Raw genomic sequence first — 20,401 nt, 5'->3', positions numbered from 1 at the left:
CGGCGGCGCGGCTAGTGGATAAGACCCGACACGAGGTTGATGGTGGTGGCCAGCACGATCGCACCAAGGAGGTAGGACAGCAGTGCCTGCCGCAGGACGGTGGAACGGATGGCGTTGGTTTTGAGGTCTGTATCGGACACCTGGAACGTCATCCCCACAGTGAAGGCCAGGTAGGCGAAGTCCGCGTACCGGGGAGGGGTCTCCTCGTTGAAATCAACGCCGGTCCCGTCCCGGTAGTAAATGGCCGCATACCTCAGGGTGAACAGGGTGTGGACCAGGAACCAGGACAAGGCAATGCTGCCCAGGGCCATGGCCACGGTTGCGTCCTTGGTGTAGCCCTGGGCATTGGAGGCATCCGCCAGGATCAGCCCCACGCCCGCAAAGCTGGCCACCGTGGCCGTGAGCACCAGCGCATCCGAAAAGACCCGGCCCGGGTCCTCACGCAACGCATGGGCCGCGGTGGCGGCGGGCCCCAGGCGCCCAATGACGATCCACACCCACAGCAGGTACGTCACGGACGCAGCAGCCCAGCCAAGAGCGGGTGCGTATGCCCAATTGCCCCAAAAGCCCACCAGCAGGGCGGCAGCCAGGCCCACGCCCAGCATCACCAGCATCCTGAGCCGCGAGTGGTGCGCAGGGGAATTAAAGTTCCGCTTGATGCCCCCGGGGGCAGCTGCTCCGTCCATGGCTCGATCCTGCCACGGGAGGCTGCAGCCCACCTGTGAAGCGCGCGCCGGATTTACCCAGCGCGGAGCCGCAGTTTTATTTTCGCCAACTGTTGAAAAAAGACGGAGCCGGGGTTAATCTGGACTCACTGTGTCCCACGACACAGCCGGGGGAACGTCACGCTGCATACGTAACGAGGAACACCATGCCAGCAACAGCTCCAACCCGGGCAACGTCCGGACATGCACCGCAGGACCTTGTTTCCAGGGTGGCCGGCTCGTTCGACCACTGGAAGCACCTGGTGGCCGAATCCTTCGTGCCCCTCACAGCGCGGACCGACGACGTGGACGGCTTCCGGGGACAGATGCGTTCGCGGGTGCTGGACCGGATGTCCATCGTTGAAGTCACCGCCAGCTCCCACGAGGTCCACCGCACGCCGGCGTTGATCGCCCAGGCCCACGAGCGCTACTTCAAGCTGAACCTGCAGCTGGAGGGAACGGGCCTGCTGATCCAGGACAACCGGGAAGCGGTGCTTCACCCCGGGGACCTTGCCATCTACGACACCAACCGGCCCTATACCCTCGCCTTCGAGGAAAATACCCGGATCATGGTGCTCATGTTTCCCTGCGACGCGCTGTCCCTGCCCACGGATTACGTCGGCCAGCTTGCGGCGGTACGGATGGGCAGCAGCGGCCTCAGCGGCATTGTGGGCCAGTTCATCCGGCAGCTGTCGTCGAACCTGGATGTCCTGAACGGGCCCAGTGGATCCAGGCTGGCCACGAATGCCCTGGACCTGGTGTCCACCATGCTGCATGCGGAAATGGACATCTCCCCGGACAGGATGAAGCCGCAGGCACTCCTGGCCGTGTCGATCCGGGAGTACATCGAGGCCAACCTCTCCGATCCGCTGCTGTCACCGGCGGGAATCGCCGCGGCGCACTTCATCTCCACCCGGCACCTGCACAACGTCTTCCACGAGTCCGGCAGCACAGTTGCCGGCTTCATCCGGAGCCAGCGCCTGGACGGTGCCCGGCGGGACCTTCGGGACCCGCTGCACGCCGGAAAGTCCGTGGGCGCCGTGGCCGCCGCCTGGGGATTCCTGGACGCCGCCCACTTCAGCCGCACGTTCCGGGACGCGTTCGGGGTCTCCCCCACCCAGTGGCGCCGCGGCGGCTAAATCAAGCCCTGCTGGAAAAAGCCCTCCCGGATCAAGCCCTGCTAGATCAAGCCCTGCTAGATCAAGCCCTGCGCCAACATGGCGTCGGCCACCTTGATGAAGCCGCCGATGTTCGCGCCGAGCACGTAGTTGCCCGGTTCGCCGTATTCCTCGGCGGTTGCCGCGCACCGGTCGTGGATGCCCACCATGATGTCCGTCAGCCGCGCCTCGGTATGCTCGAAGGACCACGCGTCCCGGCTGGCGTTCTGCTGCATTTCCAGGGCCGACGTGGCTACCCCTCCCGCATTCGCCGCTTTGCCGGGACCGAAGAGCACCCCGGCGTCCTGGAACACCGCCACGGCGTCGCGCGTGGACGGCATGTTGGCACCTTCCCCGACGGCCATCAGGCCGCCGCGCACCAGCCGGGCGGCAGCACCGCCGTCGAGCTCATTCTGGGTGGCGCACGGCAGCGCCACCGAAGCGTCCACGTCCCAGACCGAGCCGCCGTCCACGTAGGCAACGCCCGGCCGCCGCTCGGCGTAGTCCTTGAGCCGCGCCCGCTGCACTTCCTTCACCTCGCGGAGCAGTCCGACGTCGATGCCCGCCTCATCCACCACGTAACCGGAGGAATCGGAGCAGGCCACCACGGTGGCGCCGAGCGACTGCGCCTTGGCGATGGCGTTGATGGCCACGTTGCCGGATCCGGAGACAACGACGCGCTGGCCATCAAAGGACGTCCCGCGGGTCCGGAGCATCTGCTCTGTGAAGATCACAGTGCCAAATCCGGTGGCCTCCGGCCGCACCAGTGATCCGCCCCAGGAGATGCCCTTGCCGGTGAGAACCCCGGACTCATACCGGTTGGTGATCCGCTTGTACTGGCCGAAGAGGTAGCCAATTTCGCGGCCGCCCACACCGATGTCGCCGGCGGGGACGTCGGTGTATTCGCCGATATGGCGGTAGAGCTCGGTCATGAAGGACTGGCAGAACCTCATGACTTCGGCGTCGCTGCGGCCGCGGGGATCGAAGTCGGAACCGCCCTTGCCGCCGCCGATGGGCATTCCCGTCAGGGCGTTCTTGAAAATCTGCTCAAAGCCGAGGAACTTGACGATCCCGAGGTATACGGAAGGGTGGAAGCGCAGGCCTCCCTTGTACGGGCCCAGGGCGGAGTTGAACTCCACCCGGAAGCCGCGGTTGATCCGCACGCGGCCGGAGTCGTCCGTCCAGGGGACCCGGAAGATGATCTGGCGCTCGGGCTCGCAGAGGCGCTCCAGGATCGCGGCTTCCAGGAATTCGGGGTGGCGGTCGTGCACCGGGCCCAGGCTTTCAAAGACCTCCACCACCGCCTGGTGGAATTCTGTTTCCCCCGGGTTCCGTGCCAGGACGGTGTCCCTAATGGCTTCCAGCCGTGCGTCCATGAACTTTTTCCTTACCGTTGCGCCGGGGCAGGAGCGGCCGCCAGGCAGGCAACATCGCCCCGATAGGTTTACGTTTCAACCTATCGGATTGCGACCGGGCGCCGTTAGCCGGGCGCCCCCACGTGCGCTAATCTCCACATTGTGACAGCAACCTTCCGCTATATGGGATTCCATCAGCCGCGTGACCGGGACAGGATGCCCTGATGCCGTACGTCTGCCTCCTCCTTTCGGGCGCCGCCCTGCTGGTCAACGGCCTCGCCACCCTTGGGCACCTCCCCCGCCGCGACGCCGCCGTCCTCAGCCTCGTCGTCGGGGGCACCCAACTGGCGCTCGGCGTCGTCCAGCTTTCCTCGTCCGGGGACGCTCCGGCGATGCTCCTGACGGCCGCCGGCATGTTCCTGTTCGCGGTGACCTACCTGTACTCGGGACTGGACCTGCTGCTGGCACTCGGGGGCCGTGGCCTGGGCTGGTTCTGCGGGATGGTGGCATTCTGCGGGCTGGTGCTGGCGGCCGCCTGGCTGACCGTTGACCCGCTGCTCGCGGTTCTTTGGCTGTGCTGGTCCGCGCTGTGGGCACTGCTGTTCGCCGGCATGGCCCTCGACGCAGTGCGGCTCGAACCCTTCACGGGCTGGGCCCTGGTGCTCACCAGCCAGGCGTCGGCCACGGTTCCGGCGCTTGTTGGCCTGGCCGGTCTCTGGCCGCGATCGGCCGCTGTTGCGTGGCTGGCCGCGTTGCTCCTGGCGGGCCTGTTCGTGGCAGCACGCACACTGGCCCGGCGCGGACAGAATGTTCCGCGCCGGGCCGGTGCCGGGAAGTCCCTGCCGGCTAAGTGAGCGCGTGGCCCAGGGTGGCAATGTGGTGGCGGCGCTGGATGGCCGATTCCACCAGGACGCCGGCCAGGAAGACCACCGGGACCGCCACCAGCAGGGCCGTCGCAGTCTCGGCGCTGCCGCCGATGAGGGCGGTGAAGTTGCTGACCACCAGGGACAAAACCCAGGCCAGCAGGACCGCCGCCAGGACGGGAGCGACGCGGGTCTGCCACAGTTGGGCGCCGGCACTTTCCCGGCGGAAGAACGCGACGACGGCCGCGGAGCACAGCATGTACAGCACCAGCAGTGCCGCCACGGCCAGGCCGCTGAACCAGGAAAACAGCGTCAGGACGGGATCCAGGGCCAGGATGGCGAAGGGCACCACCAGCACGACGGCGGTGGCGGACTGGACCCAGGCTGCCACGGCAGGTGCCCGGTGCCGGTTGGTCCGGGCGAGGACGGCGGGCATGGAACCACGCAGCGCCAGGGAGTGGAGGTAGCGGTTGATGCCGTTATGGAAGGCGATGATGCCGGCGAGCAGCGAGGTGACCAGCAGGATGCCGGCCACGATGCCCGCCCAGGGGCCGAACAGTTCCACGAGCGGGCCCAGGACGAAGGACGTGGCATCCCCTGATTCGAGCGCGGCGCCCGCGGCGTCCATCACCTGCGAGGGGCCGTAATAGCTGACCAGCATCCAGGAAATAAAGGCGAAGAACACCGAGATCACGCCGACGGACAGGTAGGTTGCCCGGGCCACGGTGCGGTGCGGATCCTTGGCCTCGGCGGAGTAGATGGCCGTGGACTCGAAGCCGAACATGGAGGCCACCGCGAACATGATGGCAACACCGGGAGCTCCTGCCCCGATGGCTTCCGGGGAGAAGGACGCGGCCACGCTGATGCCTTCCGGGCCGCCGCCATGGAACAGCACGGTGAAGCCGAACATCAGGAGGATGGCCACCTCCAGCCCCACCAGCACGGCCAGCACGCGGGCGCCGAGTTCGATGTTGAGGGAGCCCAGTACCTGGACGCCGGCCATGGTGGCCAGGGCCAGCAACCACCAGGGAATGTCCAGCCCGGCAGAGGCAAGGAGCCCGGAGAACGCCGCACCGTAGAGCCCGTACATGGCAGCCTGGACGGTGCTGTAGGCCAGCAGTGCCAGCCAGGCCGCGCCGGCTCCGGTCCGCCTGCCGAATGCCGCCGTCACGTAGGCGTAGAAGGCTCCGTTGGCCTGGATCTTCCGGCTCATCGCCACAAAACCCACGGCGAAGATCACGATGACGATGCCCACGATCAGGTAGGCGCCCGGGGCGCCGGCGCCGTTGCCCAGCGCTGCCGCGAGCGGCGCTGCGCCGACGATCCCCGTCAGTGGTGCCTGGGCGGACAGGACGAAGAACAGGATGCCCAGCACGCCGATGCTGCCGGCGCGGAGGGCCGTGGAATGCTCCTTTGCCGGAGCGTCAGTGGTCCTGGCCTCGGAATTCGAAATACTCATTGGATCCTTCTTAACGGTCATGAGTTCGGGAAAATTGCTGTGGGATCCAGCTTGGCAGCGGCGCCCGCTGCTGCTTTGTCCACCAGCGATGAGTTGTTGTCCGTCAGCGCAGTGCCGGTCCGTCCGCTGACAATCGATGCTGCTTCAAGCGCGGCCTCCATGCCGCTCTCGATGGCACCGTCAATGAAGCCGCCCCAGCCGTTGGCGATGTCAGAGCCGGCAAAGAGGACGTTTCCGTGCCCAGCCTGCAGGGCGGCCAGGTGGTTGGCCAGGAAGCCTGTCCTGTGCATCGGCCATGTCTCCCCTGCCAGCGGATCCGCCACCCAGTCGTGGGTGGCCACCTCCAGCACCTCAACGCCGGGCACCAGCCGGGCCAGCTGAGCCTGCACTGCGGCCCTGTCAGCGGCGTCGAGCTTCGACGCGTCCGGGCCGAAGCCGACGACGATCGTGTCGCCGTCGAGCGTGTATTCAGCCTGGAAGAAGTTCAACGGCCAGTCGGCGTTCCCCAGTGCGACAAAGGGTGCACGTTCGCCCCGGAGCCGGATCCATACCTTGACGCCTTTGGAGATCTGCCCGCGCCGGGCGCCGTCCGTTTTTGCCGGTGGCAGCGGGGGCTCGAACACGATTCCCGGGAGGACATGCATAGGCACCGTCACAATGGCCGTCTTTGCGGTCACCGTCCGGCCGCCGGTGCTGCGGACGGTCACGGAATGTCCGTCGTCGACGATCCCCGCTGCCGTGAAGCCGAAGTCCATGCCCGCCTGCGTGTCCTGGAGGATGGCGTTGGCCAGGGCCGCGGTTCCACCCTGGATCTTGTAGGTGGCGCAGGCTTCGAAGTTGACGGCCCAGTCACCGTTGGTCAGGGCCACCCAACGCAGCGCCTGGGTCAGGGCGGCGTCCTCCAGCGGACCATTGAAGTTCAATGCCCAGAACGATTCCAGGATGTCCCGCGCAGTCCCCGCGGGGAACTGCTCCCGGATCCGGTCCTGGACCGCGATGTGGTCGATCTCTTTGAAGTCATCGCTGGCCAACGGACTGAAGGGCTCGGGGAAGTAGCGGCGCGAGTCCTGGACGAACTGCGCATTGCAGGTGCCGATCAGTTCCAGAAGGTCGGCGGGGGCACCTGCCCGGCGGGCGCCGTCGGCCCACCAGAAGGCCTGCTGCGGCGCCGGGCTCGGAACCGTGCCGATGCCGTAGCGCTTCAGTTCGGCCCAAACGTAAGGCTGGGTCCAGTGCACCCACGTTCCGCCGATCTCAAGGTCCCGGCCCAGCCGGTGGTCCAGCCAGGTCCTGCCTCCTATGCGGGCCCGGGCTTCCACGATGTGCACGGACAACCCCTGCCGGTTCAGTTCCCGGGCAGCGGTCAGGCCGGCGAACCCGGCCCCCACGATAATGACGTCCAGGCCGTCGTTTTCCGCGGCGCTGCGTTCCTGATCCATGGGGCGGCCTAGGAGTAGACGAAGAATTCGACGGTGGGCGCCAGCACGGCCCAGCGTGTGCGTGCCCCTTTGTTGAAGGATGCGGCACCGCCGGCGGTGAGCTCATGCACATCCCCGCCCTCCACTTCGATGCGGAGGTGGCCCTCGATGATGTGGATGGTCTCGTCCGCCTCCATAACGAGATCGAAAGGCTCGGGCGCCTCTGTGGGGTCGACGTGCCAGTAGCCGCAGGCGAGGGCAGGCCGGCCGCCCTCGCCAAAGCGGCGGATCCACTGGACGCGGCCAAGTTCAAAGGGCTCATTCCTGGCGGGGTCAAAGGAGGACGAGGTGGTGAATGCAGTCGTTGTGGTCATAAGTGCTCCAAGGGAAGGGCCGGCTTGTTGCCGGGGCGGTCACCGGAAAACGGGACGGAAGAGGTTCGCCTGTGATGGGCATCACCCGATGGAAGCAATCTAAGCAATTGCTTAGTTTTAAGTCAATAGGGGATTTGAACCGGCCTGGTGCTGGCTAGACTCGTCGTCATGACTGCTTCAACTGCTCCCGCGGCGACTCCTGGGTACGGCAAAGGGCGTGAAGCCCTGCTGCGCGCCGCGGTGGACGTGGTGGCGCAAAAGGGCCTGCGCGGGCTTACCTACCGTGAACAATTCCCTGGTGGCACACCACTTCGGGTCCCGGGATGCGCTGATTGCCGCCGCGCTGCAATGGGCTTCGGAGCAATCCATCGCCGCGTCCAGGTTGCGGGAGGCAGCGGAGCAGGAGGGAAGCTTCACCGAAGCACTGCTGGAGCTGCTGCTGGAGGATCCCGGACTGCAGGTATTCCAGTACGAGATGATCCTGGAAGCACGCCGGCGCCCCGAGTTGGCTGGCCCGGTGGCGGAACTGTACGAAAACTACGTCAACGCACTTGCCGAGGGGCTGCAGGCTTTTGGCGTCCAGGGCGACGTCCGCATCGTTGCCCGCACGCTCTTCGCGGCCCTGGACGGACTGGTGCTGCAGTACCTGGCCGGGGTTGGGCGGGACCAGATTGCCGCGGCCCTTGAGGAGGTACACCGGGTTGTGCTTTCGCGGCGGGAGGCGTGAGCGGCCGCCACCGCCCGGGCACGCCAAAGCGCGGCCGGGCGCCCTTGGGGGCAGCCGGCCGCGCCGGTGATGTTTAGTTGTACCGGCCTACCGCAGCACCACGGTCCGGTTGCCCTGCAGCAGGACCCTGCCCTCGCAGTGCCATTTCACCGCGTTGGAGAGGGCCTTGCATTCCGTGTCGCGGCCGGCGGCCACCAGGTCCTCGGGCCCGTAGGTGTGGTCCACCTCCACCACCTGCTGGGCGATGATGGGTCCCTCGTCCAGTTCGGCGTTGACGTAGTGGGCGGTGGCGCCCACGGTCTTGACGCCGCGTGCATAGGCCTGGTGGTACGGCTTGGCGCCCTTGAAGCTGGGCAGGAACGAGTGGTGGATGTTGATGGCGCGGCCGTCCAGCTTCCGGGTCAGGTCGTCACTGAGCACCTGCATGTAGCGGGCCAGCACCACCAGTTCCACCTCCAGCCCATCAACCAGTTCCATGAGCCTGGCCTCGGCGTCGGGCTTGGTGTCAGCCGTGACCGGGATGTGGTGGAACGGGATGCCGTGCCACTCCACCAGGGCCTGGTGGTCACGGTGGTTGGACACCACCGCCACCACGTCAACGGGAAGTTCGCCGATGCGGGCCCGGAACAGCAGGTCGTTGAGGCAGTGCCCAAACTTGGACACCATGATCAGCACCCTGCGCTTTGAACCGTGGCGTTCAAGCTGCCACCGCATGCCGAACTTGTCCGCCACGGGAGCAAACGATTTCCGCAGGGTATCCAGCGTGGACTCGTCCCCCTCGGACACGAAGTGGACGCGCATGAAGAAGTGGCCCTCGGAGCGCTCACCGAACTGCTTGTTGTCGATGATGTCGCAGCCGTGTTCCAGCAGGAAGCCGGAGACGGCATGCACAATGCCGGGGCCCTCGGCGCAGTCGAGGGTCAGGACGTGTTCCACGGTGGTGGGCGCCTTCGGGGCGGGCATCTGGGTCTCAGTAACAGTCATGGCTCAGCACTCGATCACATTCACGGCGAGTCCTCCTCTGGAGGTTTCCTTGTACTTGGTTTTCATGTCGGCTCCGGTGTCGCGCATGGTCTTGATGGCCTTGTCCAGCGAGACCTTGTGGCTGCCGTCCCCGTGCAGGGCCAGGCGGGCTGCGTTGATCGCCTTCACGCTGGCGATCGCGTTCCGCTCGATGCAGGGGATCTGCACCAGGCCGCCCACCGGATCGCAGGTGAGGCCCAGGTTGTGCTCGATCCCCACCTCCGCGGCGTTCTCAACCTGGGCGGGCGTTCCGCCGAGCACTTCGCAGAGCCCGGCCGCCGCCATCGAACAGGCGGAGCCCACCTCCCCCTGGCAGCCCACTTCGGCACCGGAGATGGAGGCGTTCGTCTTGAACAGGATTCCGACGGCGGCAGCCGCCAGCAGGAAGCGGACCACGCCGTCGTCGTCTGCTCCCGGAACAAATTTCACGTAGTAGTGCAGCACGGCAGGCACGATCCCGGCAGCGCCATTGGTGGGCGCGGTGACGATCCGCCCGCCGGCCGCATTCTCCTCATTGACGGCGAGCGCGAACAGGTTGACCCATTCCATCGCCAGCAGCGGGTCCGCCGGCGCCTGGACGGGCGACGGCGTTGCTGCCGCCGCCTTTGCGGACGCCTCCGCCGATGCTGCGGAGGCAGTCAGCGTGCGGAACAGCGCAGGTGCGCGCCGGGGTACCTTGAGGCCGCCCGGCAGGATGCCCTCGGCGTTGCAGCCGTTCTCCACGCATTCGCGCATCACGGCCCACAGGCCCAGCAGCTTCTCCCGCAGTTCGGCTTCGCTGTGCCAGGTGAGCTCGTTGGCCAGCATGACGTCGGAGATGGACATGCCTTCGCGGCTGCAGATCTGCAGGAGCTCGTCCGCCGTGGAGAACGGGTAGGGCAGGACGGTGTCGTCCGCCACCACCTTGTCCGCGCCTTCCGCGTCGCCGTCCACCACGAACCCGCCGCCGATCGAGTAGAAGCTCCGCTCGTTCAGCACGGCTCCGGTGTGGTCGAAAGCCCGGAAGGTCATGCCGTTGGGGTGCGCGGGAAGGGACTTGCGGCGGTGGAGCACCACGTCCTCTTCCCAGTTGAAGTCCACGCGGTGCGAGCCGGCGACGTGCAGTTCAGCGTTGAGGGCCGCGGCCGCCACCTGGTCGTCCGCGGTGAACGTATCCACCGTTTCGGGTTCCAGGCCCTGCAGTCCCAGGACCACCGCCTTGTCGGAGCCGTGGCCGCGCCCCGTGGCGCCCAGGGAACCGAACAGTTCCGACTGGACGCGCACGGTGGATGCCAGCTGGCCGTCGCCCTTCAGGCCATCGGCGAAGAGCTTGGCCGCCCGCATCGGGCCCACCGTGTGTGATGACGAGGGCCCGATGCCAACAGAGAACAGGTCCAGGACGCTGAGCGCCATCAGGGGACCTCTGGCGAGGCGTACTCCCGCATGGCGTCCAGCAGCCACCGGCCCAGGAACTCGGCGAACGATGCCCGCGGGAAGATCCGGAAGGAGTCCTCACCGGTCTTCCACAGGATGGCGGGGATGTTGGCGATCTCCGTGGAGTAGGCGGTGCCGGCCTTGAACACCCGGGGGTGCAGGTCCAGCGAGCAGCCCTTTTCCAGGACCGCCCGGGCACGGGGGCCGGACAGTTCGAACGTGGTCCGGTTGGCGGACAGGTCCACCACCTGGCCCGCGCCGTCGCCCAGCGCGTCCCGGAGGGCGGGGATCAGGCCGCCGCCCAGGGACTCGTGTGCCTCGGTGGGTGCCACCACCAGGAATTCACCGGGTCCCAGCCAGAGGACCGAGGTGTCGCCGGAGCTGTCCACGGCGCCGACGCCGGCCGGCAGTCCGCCGGTGACGGCGGCCAGGCGCTGCGCGGTGTCCGATCCTGCCTGGGCCCGGAGACCCACCATGGTGAGGAAGGGCAGCTCCCTAAGTTCGACGGTGCCGGCCAGGGAGCCTGCCGCGAAGGCCTCCGCGAGCTGCCTGGCGGGGCTGACGCGGGCTGCGAGATTCTTGTCTGCGGCGGTGGGGGATGCTGCTGTTTCAGCCATCTTTACGGGTCCCTTCTGGGTCAAAAAGCACTGTTTCTGCAACAACCACGTCAACCAGCTGGTCGCCGGCGGCGGCCACCAGGGTCTCGCCGATGCGGTTGCGGCCGTTCTTGATCAGGGCCAGGCCGAAGGACCTGCCCAGCGCTGCGCTGTGGTAGCTGGAAGTCACGAAGCCTTCCATCGGCACCGGGCCGTAGGCCGGGTTGGTTGAGCGGCCCTTTTCCACCAGCTGGGTGCCTTCGGGCAGCCGGAGCGTTCCGTCGACGGGCAGGACGCTCACCAGGTGCTTGCGGTCCTCGCGCTGGGCATCGGCCCGGGAGTAGGAGCGCTTGCCGATGAAGTCCTTGGCCTTGGAGACAATCCATTCCATCCCGGCATCCTGCGGCGTGACGGTGCCGTCCGTGTCCTGGCCGACGATCGGGTAACCCTTTTCGGCGCGCAGCACGTGCATGGTTTCCGTGCCGTAGGGGGTGATGTTGAATTCAGCACCTGCGGCGGCCACGGCTTCCCAGGTGTTCAGTCCGTACCAGGCCGGCACGTTGATTTCGTAGGCCAGTTCACCGGAGAACGAAATCCGGCAGATCCGGGCCCGCACGCCGGAGGCAAGGATGGTTTCGCGGAAGGTCATGAACGGGAACGCCTCGGCCTCCAGGCCACCGTTGGCAGCCAGTTCCGGAGCCACCTTCGCGATGACTTCGCGGGACTTGGGTCCCACGACGGCGATGGTGCTCCACTGTTCCGTCACCGAGGTGCAGTGCACGTCCAGTTCGGGCCACTCGGTCTGCAGCCACTCCTCCAGCCAGTCCAGGACCTTCGCGGCGCCGCCGGTGGTGGTGGTCATGAAGTAGGTGTCGTCGTCCACGCGGAGGGTCACGCCGTCGTCGAAGATCATCCCGTCCGGCGTGCACATGACGCCGTAACGCGCCGAACCCGGGGCGAGCTTCTTGAACGCGTTGGTGTAAACCCGGTTCAGGAACTCCCCCGCGTCCTTGCCGCGGATCTCGATCTTGCCCAGGGTGGTGGCGTCCATGAAGCCCACGGATTCGCGGACGGCGGCGCACTCGCGGAGCACGGCAGCGTCCATGTCCTCCCCGCCCTGGGGGTAGTACCAGGGCCGCTTCCACTGTCCAACGTCCTCGAACAGTGCGCCCTTGGCGACGTGCCAGGGGTGGATGGAGGTGATGCGGGCGGGATCGAACAGTTCGCCGCGCTGGCGTCCGGCCAGTGCCGCAAAGGCCACCGGGGTGAACGGTGCACGGTAGGTGGTGGTGCCGATGTCGCCGATGCCGCGCGAGGCCTCGCCGGCCGTGCGGAGGGCCGCCGCGATCACGCCGATGGCGTTGACGCCGGAGGTCTTGCCCTGGTCGTTGGCGGTGCTGATGGAGGTGTACCGCTTGATGTGCTCCACGGAACGCATGCCGGCCCCGGTGGAGCGCAGCACATCAGCCACGGACTGGTCGCGCTGGAAGTCCACGAAGTGGTGGTGCCAGTCGTCGGGGGTGCCGTTCTCCCCCGGCACCAGCCAGAGCTGGCGGGTGGGGGCGGCGGCCTTGGGCTCAGCGAAAACGGAAGGCTCGACGGCGGATTCGAAGCCCGCGGCGATGGCGGCCCGCGCGCCGGCGGAGACGCCCTCGGCAAGGCAGTCGGCGGTGGCGAAGGAGCCGCGGCCGGAGCCGATGGTCTGCTGGTTGGGCACTTCGGTGCTGGGCACGAAGGCTGCCAGCTCGTCATCCCAGCGCAGCTTGCCCTGCCGCTGCGAGTGCAGGTGGACCAGCGGGCTCCAGCCGCCGGACACCGCCAGCAGGTCGCAGGCGATCTGCTCGATGCCGGAGGTGAGCTCGCCGTCGTCGTTGATGCTGCGGACGGTGACGCCGTCCAGCCGGCCGGATGCGTCGGCAGAGGTGTTGGCCACCGCGCTGCCGATCAGCACCCGGATTCCGGATTCGACGGCGGCAGTTGCCACGGCGGTCAGCGCAGGGCGGGCGTCCACCACCGCGGCAACCTTGACGCCGGCGGCGGCGAGATCGGCTGCGGCGGCGTAGGCACTGTCGTTGGTGGTGCTGATGACCACGCGCTTCCCGGCGGCCACGCCGTACCGGTTGAGGTAGGTGCGGACGGCCGATGCCAGCATGATGCCGGGGCGGTCGTTGTTCTCGAACACCAGGGGACGCTCGTGGGCGCCGGGCGCCAGGACCACCTGGTTGGCACGGATGTGCCAAATCCGCTGGCGTGACACACCGGGAGCCGCGGGGCTGCCCAGGTGGTCGGTGCGGTTCTGGACGGCGATGACGTAGTTGGCGTCGTAGGCGCCGAACGCGGTGGTGCGGTTCAGCACGGTGGATTCCGCGCCGGACACCAGCTCGGCTTCGACGTCGGCCACCCATTCCAGGGCGGGCTTGCCCTCGATGGTCTCTGCCACGCCCGGGGCCGTGGAGCCGGAGAGCAGGGAGCCGCCGAGCTCGGGCTGGTCGTCCAGGAGCATCACGCGGGCACCGCTGCGGACTGCCTCGCGGGCCGCGGCCAGGCCGGCAGGGCCGCCGCCGATGACCAGGATGTCGGTGTGGACGTACTTCTTGTCGTACTCGGCGCGGTCATCTTCCGGATCCAGCTTGCCCAGGCCGTTCAGCAGGGTGGCCTGCAGCCCGTCCACCAGCGAGACGGTGGTGGCAGGGAGCATGGACTCGGCGACGTGGCCGGGGAACCGGGCCTCCACGCGGACCAGAGCGTTGGCTTCCTCGACGCCGGCGGACATGATGCCGCGGGGGCGGTCCTCGTAGAGCGAGTTGCCTGCGGCGATGTGGCCGTTGGCCAGCAGTGCCGAGGCCAGGGTGTCGCCGGGGTGCCCGGTGAACTCCTCGCCGTCAACGGTGAAGCGCCAGGAAATGGTGCGGTCGATGCGGCCGCCGGTTGCCAGGCGGGCGTTCTGGGAAGTCACTTGGTCGCTCCTTCCGGGGCGGTGCTGGGGCTGAGGGGGGTGGTGCTCGCCGGGCCGGTGCTTGCGGTGCCGGTATCGGCTGCAGGCGGGACGGGCGCGGCCGGCCGCGGCACGCCCATCGGGTACACGGCCTGGATGTCGTAGCTCACGGTGTCGCGGAGCATGTTGAACCACTGGCGGCAGCCGGTGCTGTGGACCCAGCGTTCGGCGAAGATGCCCTTGGGGTTCTCGCGGTAGAAGAGGTAGCGGGACCATTCGGTGTCGCTCAGCTCGTACGGGTTCTCCGGGTACGGAACGTGGGCCTGGCCACCGTAGTGGAATTCGGTTTCGTCCCGCGGGCCGCAGTTGGGGCATGGGATCAGCAGCATGTGCGTTAGTCCTTTTCTGGTGGCGGCGGCTAGTGGGCCACGGCGGCGGCGCCGTGTTCGTCGATGAGGGCGCCGGTTTCGAAGCGCTCCAGCGAGAACGGCTTGTTCAGTGCGTGCGGGGCGCCGGTGGCGATGGTGTGCGCGAAGGTCAGGCCGGCGGCGGGCGTGCCCTTGAACCCGCCGGTACCCCAGCCGCAGTTCACGAACATGTTCTCCACCGGGGTCAGGCCCACAATCGGGGAAGCGTCCAGGGTGGTGTCCACGATCCCGCCCCAGGTCCGGAGCACGTGGGCCCGGGCGAAGATGGGGAAGAGCTCGACGGCGGCCGCCATCTGCTGCTCGATGACGTGGAAGGAGCCGCGCTGGCCGTAGCCGTTGTAGGAGTCGACGCCGGCGCCCATGACCAGTTCGCCCTTGTGGGCCTGGGAGACGTAGACGTGGACGTGGTTGGACATGACCACCGTGGGGTGGACGGGCTCGTGCAGTTCGGACACCAGCGCCTGCAGGGGGTGGGACTGGATGGGCAGCTGGAAGCCGGCCATTTCGGCCAGGACCGAGCTGTGGCCTGCGGCGCAGAGGCCCACCTTTTCGGTGTTGATGGTGCCGCGGTTGGTCTTGACGCCCACCACGCGGTCCCCCTCCTTCAGGAAGCCGGTCACCTCGCAGTTCTGGATGATGTCAACGCCCATTTCGTCGCATTTGCGGGCGAAGGCCCAGGCCACGTGGTCGTGCTTGGCGATGCCGGCGCGCGGCTGGTAGGTGGCGCCCATGACGGGGTAGCGGATGTTGTCGCGGATGTTCAGGATGGGGCAGAGTTCCTTGACCTGCTGCGGGTCCAGCCATTCGGCGTCCACGCCGTTGAGCTTGTTGGCGCCCACGCGGCGGATGCTTTCGCGGACGTCGCCCAGGGTGTGGGCCAGGTTCATCACGCCGCGCTGGCTGAACAGGAAGTCGTACTCGAGTTCCTCGGGCAGGATCTCCCAGAGCTTGAGGGCGTGCTCGTAGATGGCCGCACTCTCATCCCAGAGGTAGTTGGAGCGGATGATGGTGGTGTTGCGGGCCATGTTGCCGCCGGCCAGCCAGCCTTTTTCCAGGACGGCAATGTTGGTCATCCCGTGGTTCTTGGCCAGGAAGTAGGCGGTGGCCAGGCCGTGCCCGCCGCCGCCCACGATCACGGCGTCATAGGAGGACTTGGGTTCCGGGTTCCGCCAGAGGAAGTCCGGGTGCTCCGGAAGGTGCTGGGTGCTCACTGGGCGGCTCCAATCAGGTCTGCTTCAGCGTCGGCCAGGCCGGCGTCGGCGGTGAGGTGCGGGTAAAGGGGGAACTTTTCGGCCAGGGCCGTCACGCGTTCGCGGAGTTCGACGGCGGTGTCCCCGGGCAGGGTGCCCGTGCCGGCCGATGCGATCAGCGCGGAAGCGATGATGTCGGCCACTTCGGTGAACTCGGGGGCGCCGAATCCGCGGGCGGCCAGGGCGGGGGTGCCGATCCGGAGGCCGGAGGAAACCATCGGCGGGCGGGGATCGAACGGGACGGCGTTGCGGTTGACGGTGATGCCGATCTTGTGGAGGGCGTCTTCACCCTGCTGGCCGTCCAGTTCGGAGTGGCGCAGGTCCACCAGGACCAGGTGGACGTCGGTGCCGCCGTTGACCACGGAGATGCCTGCGGCCTGGACGTCCGGCTGGAGGAGTCGCTCTGCCAGCAGCTTTGCTCCCTGCAGGACGCGCTCCTGGCGTTCCTTGAATTCAGGAGCAGCGGCAAGTTTGAAGGCCACCGCCTTGGCGGCAACCACGTGCTCCAGCGGTCCGCCCTGCTGGCCGGGGAACACGGCGCTGTTGATCTTCTTGGCGTATTCCTCCTTGGCGAGGATGACGCCGCCGCGGGGTCCGCCAAGGGTCTTGTGGGTGGTGGTGGTGACCACGTCGGCGTACGGGACGGGGTTGGGATGCAGGCCTGCAGCCACCAGGCCGGCGAAGTGGGCCATGTCCACCATGAGGTAGGCGCCCACGAGGTCGGCGATACGGCGGAATTCGGCGAAGTCCAGCTGGCGGGAGTAGGCGGACCAGCCGGCCACGATCAGTTTGGGCTTGTGTTCCAGGGCCAGCGCTTCCACCTCGGCCATGTCCACGCGGAGGTCTGATTCGCGGACGTGGTAGGGGACCACGTTGTAGAGCTTGCCGGAGAAGTTAATCTTCATCCCGTGGGTCAGGTGGCCGCCGTGGGCCAGGGAGAGGCCAAGGATGGTGTCACCCGGGTTCAGCAGGGCGAACATGGCGGCGGCGTTGGCCTGCGCGCCGGAGTGCGGCTGGACGTTGGCGAATTCGGCGCCGAAGAGGGCTTTGACGCGGTCGATGGCGAGCTGTTCAATGACGTCCACGTGCTCGCAGCCGCCGTAGTAGCGCTTGCCCGGGTAGCCTTCGGCGTACTTGTTGGTCAGGACCGAGCCCTGGGCTTCCATCACGGCTGACGGAGCGAAGTTCTCCGACGCGATCATTTCAAGGGTGGACTGCTGGCGGTGCAGTTCCCGTGCCACAGCGGCGGCGACGTCGGCGTCAACCGTGGCGAGCGAGGCGTTCAGTACATCCTGCATGGTTCTCCTTCTGGGGCCCTTCGAAGTTACTGATCCATAACTGATCTGTAACTGATATATTAGAACTGACGTAATAGTATGTTGTAGATCACGCGGCAGTCAATAGCTACCTTGGGAGAGCTCGGAATGAGCGTAATGACAGAGAACCAGCTGGCCGGAGAAGGCGACCTCTCGCTCGCCGAGCAGGCCTACCGGCACCTTCGGGACCGGCTCATCATGCTCGACATCCGGCCGGGTGAGGCCATCAACGACGGCAAGCTCGCCGCCGAGCTCGGGATCGGCCGCACGCCGGTCCGGGAAGCGCTCAAGCGCCTGGAAGGTGACCACCTCGTCGTGTCGTACCCCCGCCGTGGAACGTTCGCCACCGTCGTCGACATCACCGAACTCGCGGACGTCTCCGAACTCCGGGAGTCATTGGAACCCCTGGCAGCCCGCCGGGCCGCCAAGCTGGCACCCCCTGCCCTGCGCAAGGAAATACGGGAAACCGCGGCGGCAATTGCCAGGATGGGGGCGGATGACGATCCCTATGACCTCATGCGGTATGACATCAAGGTCCACCGCCTCATCTACCGGGCCGCCGCCAACACCCACCTCGAGGACGTGCTGATCCGTTACGACAACCTGGCCACCCGCATTTGGTGCATGGTGCTGGAAAAGGTGCCGTCAGTGGCGGAGCACATCGCCGAACACGTGGAACTGCTGGAGGCAGTGGCCGACGGCGACTCGGACCGGGCGGGCAAGCTGGCCCTTGAGCACGTGACCAGTTTCGAGCAGGCCATCCGCAGCGTGCTTTAGGCTGTCCGCCCGCCCGCCTTTCAGGAACGGGGCGCCCGCGGAATGAACGCTGAGGGTTCACGCCTGATCCGCATCAGCGCCGACTCAATGGCACCCCGGACTACGGATTCCGCCCCGAGAGTGCTCGCAACCAGATCCGGCAGCGGCAGGCCGGAATCCGTGGGCAGCAGGCTGCGGGCGTGCTCCAGGACCGGTTCGATGGCGCGTGAGATCGCGCCGGCGATGACCACCCGCTCAATGTCAAGAAGGCTGGAGAGCACCACAGCGATTCGCGCCAGCCGCACCCCGAGCCTGGCGATGATGTCCTGTGCCAGCGGGTCTCCCGCGCGGGCCGCCTGGAAGACATCTTCGGCGTTGATGTCCCCCTCGGGTATTTGCCGCAGCACCGTCTCGCCATCGTAGGAATGGATGCGGGCACGCGCCCACTTCCGCGCAAGTGCTCCGAACCCGTCCGAGCTCCCCTCATCCGGCACGAACTTGCTGTCCAGCTCATCCAGGAACCGCATCTCCCCCGCGCCCCCCTGGCGACCCCGCAGCAGGCGCCCATCGACAATCAGGCCGGCACCAAACCGCTCACCCGACAGCAAGGTGGCCACGTTGGCTGACGGCTCCTGTGCCTGCTCCGCGATGGCGGCGAGATTGGCGTCATTTTCGACGATGACAGTGCCCCAAAGGTGCCCTGCGAAGCCGGAATTCATCAACTGCCAGAATTCTCCTCCGGCGGGAGACGCGCCGTTCGCGTCAATGGGCGCCGGGATGCCGACGGCCGTGAGCAGGACATCCTCCGGGGTGCATGAAACATCCTCAAGGGTCAGGCGGATCAGCTCCCGTGCATTCGCCACGCGGCCGGCGCGTCCCAGCGCGTGCGAATCAATGCTTTGGCGGCGCTTGCCCAGCTCGCGGCCGCGCAGGTCGGCAACGATGGTTGTGAAGTAGCCCTCCCCGGCATCCAGGCCCACAACCACACCCGCAGCTTCGCGCAGCTGGTACTGCCGCGCCGGCCTGCCCTTGAGCCTGCCGGCCTCGGTACGGGCGTCAGTCAATTCCTCCAGCCAGCCCGCATCAACCAGGCCGTCACAAACCCCGAGCACCGTGGCGCGGGTAAGCCCGGTGGCAGCCATGGCTGCTCCGGCAGTAAACACCTGTTCCTGGAGGGCGAAGCGCAACAGCGCCTCCGAGTTGATCTGCCGTAACAGTTGTGTCGAGCTCGCCGTATTTCCGTCCACCCCTTGACGATAGCCCCTGCGTCCCCCATCCTCATATAGGTCCTAAATATAAGACCCATATAAATTATCCGAGAGTCCAAGAGGAGCCGATGTTGCCACCTTTGACGTCCGCCGGGAGACACGTTTCCCGGCGCACTTTCCTTGCCGCTGCGGGAGGTGCGCTCACCGCTTTCGGGTTGGCCGGCTGCGCCCCGGCCAGTGCCAGGCCCACCATCACGTTCCACCAGTCAAAGCCGGAGGCAGTTCCATACTTCCGGGACCTGGCTGCGAAGTTCACCGACTCGCAGGACCGGGTGCGCGTCCTGCATGACATGGCGACAAATCTCTCTGCCAGCTTCGTCCGCAGCAGTCCCCCGGACCTCGGATGCCTCAACTACAACCTGGAGATGGCGCGGTTCATGGAGCGCGGGGCGCTCTCGGATCTTTCCGACCTCCCGGCAGCGGCCTCCATCCGGGACGACGTGCTGGACCTCACCAACTGGTATCCAACCTATGCCGGCCGCACCAGCGTCATCCCCTACTCGGTCATGGCGGCCTCGGTCATCTACAACCGCCGCATCTTCGAAGAGAACGGGGTGGCCGTCCCAACAACCTGGGATGAACTGATCGAGGTGTGCGAGGTGCTCAAGGCAGCAGGCATCACGCCGATCTACGGCACTTTCCGCGACCCCTGGACCGTGGCACAGGGATTGTTCGACTACACGGTGGGCGGCATGGTCAACGTGCGCGACTTCTATCAGAAAATGCATGGGATTGGCGAAAACGTCGGACCGGATTCGGAAGTTTCGTTCCAGAAAACGATGCTCGAGCCGGTGAAGCGCATGGTCCAACTGACCAAATACGTCAATCCCGATGCGGCAAGCCGCGGCTACGGAGACGGCAACACGGCAATGGCCCAGGGCCAGGCCGCCATGTACTTCCAGGGACCCTGGGCCTTTGGCGAGATCGAAAAGGCCGGCAAAGACCTGGATCTGGGAACTTTCCCGCTGCCCATGACCGGTGATCCCGCAGATCTCAAAGTCCGCGTCAACATCGACCTCTCGCTCTGGGTTCCCGAGGTCGCCAACGGGCAGCAGGGTGCCCGCGATTTCCTGCAGTACCTGATGCGGCCGGAGATCCAGAACCCTTACAACGCCAAATTCCTGGGTTTCGGGACGACCAAGGACGCGCCACCGGTGACCGACCCACGAATCGTCGAGATGCAGAAGTACTACGACGAGGGCCGCTTCTACATGGGCGCCTCACAGTTCATTCCGAACTCGATTCCGGCCGCCAACTACATCCAGTCGATCATCGGCGGCGCCGATGCCGAGAGCACGCTGCGCAGGATGGACGCCGACTGGGCCCGCCTGGCTTTCCGCGCTTAGACCCACACTTTCG

At 66.8% G+C, this 20,401-nt stretch carries 18 protein-coding genes; 5 read left to right on the top strand and 13 right to left on the bottom strand.

Going from position 1 to position 20,401, the window contains the following annotated elements:
- Positions 1-11 precede the first annotated feature (11 nt).
- On the bottom strand, positions 12-686 hold the full coding sequence (locus AC6JAM_RS10560; RefSeq protein ID WP_223992878.1) for a DUF1345 domain-containing protein: 675 nt from the start codon (positions 684-686) through the stop codon (positions 12-14).
- Positions 687-871: 185 nt separating this feature from the next.
- Between AC6JAM_RS10560 and AC6JAM_RS10555 the strand changes: the two genes are divergently transcribed.
- Positions 872-1,843: an AraC-like ligand-binding domain-containing protein gene (locus AC6JAM_RS10555; RefSeq protein WP_497934627.1), complete on the top strand. Its 972-nt coding sequence runs from the start codon at positions 872-874 to the stop codon at positions 1,841-1,843.
- A gap of 56 nt (positions 1,844-1,899) precedes the next feature.
- Here the strand turns inward: AC6JAM_RS10555 and gdhA are convergent, their stop codons facing one another.
- Complete coding sequence (gene gdhA, locus AC6JAM_RS10550) at positions 1,900-3,237, bottom strand: NADP-specific glutamate dehydrogenase (RefSeq protein ID WP_497934626.1); 1,338 nt, start codon at positions 3,235-3,237, stop codon at positions 1,900-1,902.
- Positions 3,238-3,440: 203 nt separating this feature from the next.
- Between gdhA and AC6JAM_RS10545 the strand changes: the two genes are divergently transcribed.
- Entirely contained in the window at positions 3,441-4,070 is a 630-nt protein-coding gene (locus AC6JAM_RS10545; RefSeq protein ID WP_497934625.1) for an AmiS/UreI family transporter, read from the top strand.
- On the opposite strand, the gene AC6JAM_RS10540 is transcribed toward AC6JAM_RS10545, so the two are convergent.
- Genes AC6JAM_RS10540 through AC6JAM_RS10530 form a run of 3 tightly spaced genes read right to left on the bottom strand, consistent with a single transcriptional unit; the run spans position 4,063 to position 7,330 of the window.
- A complete protein-coding gene (locus AC6JAM_RS10540; RefSeq protein ID WP_018770038.1) occupies positions 4,063-5,538 on the bottom strand; it encodes an APC family permease in 1,476 nt (491 codons plus the stop codon). The genes AC6JAM_RS10545 and AC6JAM_RS10540 overlap by 8 nt on opposite strands.
- A gap of 17 nt (positions 5,539-5,555) precedes the next feature.
- Complete coding sequence (locus AC6JAM_RS10535; protein WP_018770037.1) at positions 5,556-6,977, bottom strand: flavin monoamine oxidase family protein; 1,422 nt, start codon at positions 6,975-6,977, stop codon at positions 5,556-5,558.
- 8 nt (positions 6,978-6,985) lie between these two features.
- Positions 6,986-7,330 carry a cupin domain-containing protein gene (locus tag AC6JAM_RS10530; RefSeq protein ID WP_223992883.1) on the bottom strand — a complete coding sequence of 115 codons (345 nt, stop codon included), beginning with the start codon at positions 7,328-7,330 and terminating at the stop codon, positions 6,986-6,988.
- A gap of 298 nt (positions 7,331-7,628) precedes the next feature.
- On the opposite strand from AC6JAM_RS10530, the gene AC6JAM_RS10525 reads away from it, so the two are divergent.
- Entirely contained in the window at positions 7,629-8,057 is a 429-nt protein-coding gene (locus AC6JAM_RS10525; protein WP_497934624.1) for a TetR family transcriptional regulator C-terminal domain-containing protein, read from the top strand.
- 87 nt (positions 8,058-8,144) lie between these two features.
- Here the strand turns inward: AC6JAM_RS10525 and purU are convergent, their stop codons facing one another.
- From purU to glyA, 7 genes are read right to left on the bottom strand one after another with little or no spacing between them, the layout of a single operon-like run.
- Complete coding sequence (purU, locus tag AC6JAM_RS10520) at positions 8,145-9,041, bottom strand: formyltetrahydrofolate deformylase (protein WP_056391878.1); 897 nt, start codon at positions 9,039-9,041, stop codon at positions 8,145-8,147.
- Positions 9,042-9,044: 3 nt separating this feature from the next.
- Positions 9,045-10,472, bottom strand: coding sequence for an L-serine ammonia-lyase (locus AC6JAM_RS10515; RefSeq protein WP_497934623.1), 1,428 nt, complete (start codon positions 10,470-10,472; stop codon positions 9,045-9,047).
- Entirely contained in the window at positions 10,472-11,110 is a 639-nt protein-coding gene (locus tag AC6JAM_RS10510) for a sarcosine oxidase subunit gamma (RefSeq protein ID WP_018770032.1), read from the bottom strand. The genes AC6JAM_RS10515 and AC6JAM_RS10510 overlap by 1 nt, the downstream gene beginning before the upstream one ends.
- Entirely contained in the window at positions 11,103-14,045 is a 2,943-nt protein-coding gene (locus AC6JAM_RS10505) for a sarcosine oxidase subunit alpha family protein (RefSeq protein ID WP_478222776.1), read from the bottom strand. Before AC6JAM_RS10505 ends, AC6JAM_RS10510 begins: the two co-directional genes overlap by 8 nt.
- Positions 14,042-14,413: a sarcosine oxidase subunit delta gene (locus tag AC6JAM_RS10500; protein WP_018770030.1), complete on the bottom strand. Its 372-nt coding sequence runs from the start codon at positions 14,411-14,413 to the stop codon at positions 14,042-14,044. Before AC6JAM_RS10500 ends, AC6JAM_RS10505 begins: the two co-directional genes overlap by 4 nt.
- A gap of 29 nt (positions 14,414-14,442) precedes the next feature.
- Complete coding sequence (locus tag AC6JAM_RS10495) at positions 14,443-15,663, bottom strand: sarcosine oxidase subunit beta family protein (RefSeq protein WP_018770029.1); 1,221 nt, start codon at positions 15,661-15,663, stop codon at positions 14,443-14,445.
- Positions 15,660-17,000: a serine hydroxymethyltransferase gene (gene glyA / locus AC6JAM_RS10490; RefSeq protein ID WP_497934622.1), complete on the bottom strand. Its 1,341-nt coding sequence runs from the start codon at positions 16,998-17,000 to the stop codon at positions 15,660-15,662. Before glyA ends, AC6JAM_RS10495 begins: the two co-directional genes overlap by 4 nt.
- Positions 17,001-17,135: 135 nt before the next feature.
- On the opposite strand from glyA, the gene AC6JAM_RS10485 reads away from it, so the two are divergent.
- Positions 17,136-17,795 carry a GntR family transcriptional regulator gene (locus tag AC6JAM_RS10485; RefSeq protein WP_497934621.1) on the top strand — a complete coding sequence of 220 codons (660 nt, stop codon included), beginning with the start codon at positions 17,136-17,138 and terminating at the stop codon, positions 17,793-17,795.
- Between the two features lie 20 nt (positions 17,796-17,815).
- Here AC6JAM_RS10485 and AC6JAM_RS10480 read toward each other — a convergent pair whose 3' ends face one another.
- Positions 17,816-19,021: an ROK family protein gene (locus tag AC6JAM_RS10480; RefSeq protein ID WP_497934620.1), complete on the bottom strand. Its 1,206-nt coding sequence runs from the start codon at positions 19,019-19,021 to the stop codon at positions 17,816-17,818.
- A gap of 89 nt (positions 19,022-19,110) precedes the next feature.
- On the opposite strand from AC6JAM_RS10480, the gene AC6JAM_RS10475 reads away from it, so the two are divergent.
- Positions 19,111-20,388, top strand: coding sequence for an ABC transporter substrate-binding protein (locus AC6JAM_RS10475; RefSeq protein WP_196804766.1), 1,278 nt, complete (start codon positions 19,111-19,113; stop codon positions 20,386-20,388).
- Positions 20,389-20,401 lie beyond the last annotated feature (13 nt).

The sequence above is a fragment of the Arthrobacter sp. GmRoot5-12 genome (assembly GCF_059739365.1).
This window is presented reverse-complemented; position numbering and strand designations above follow the sequence as displayed.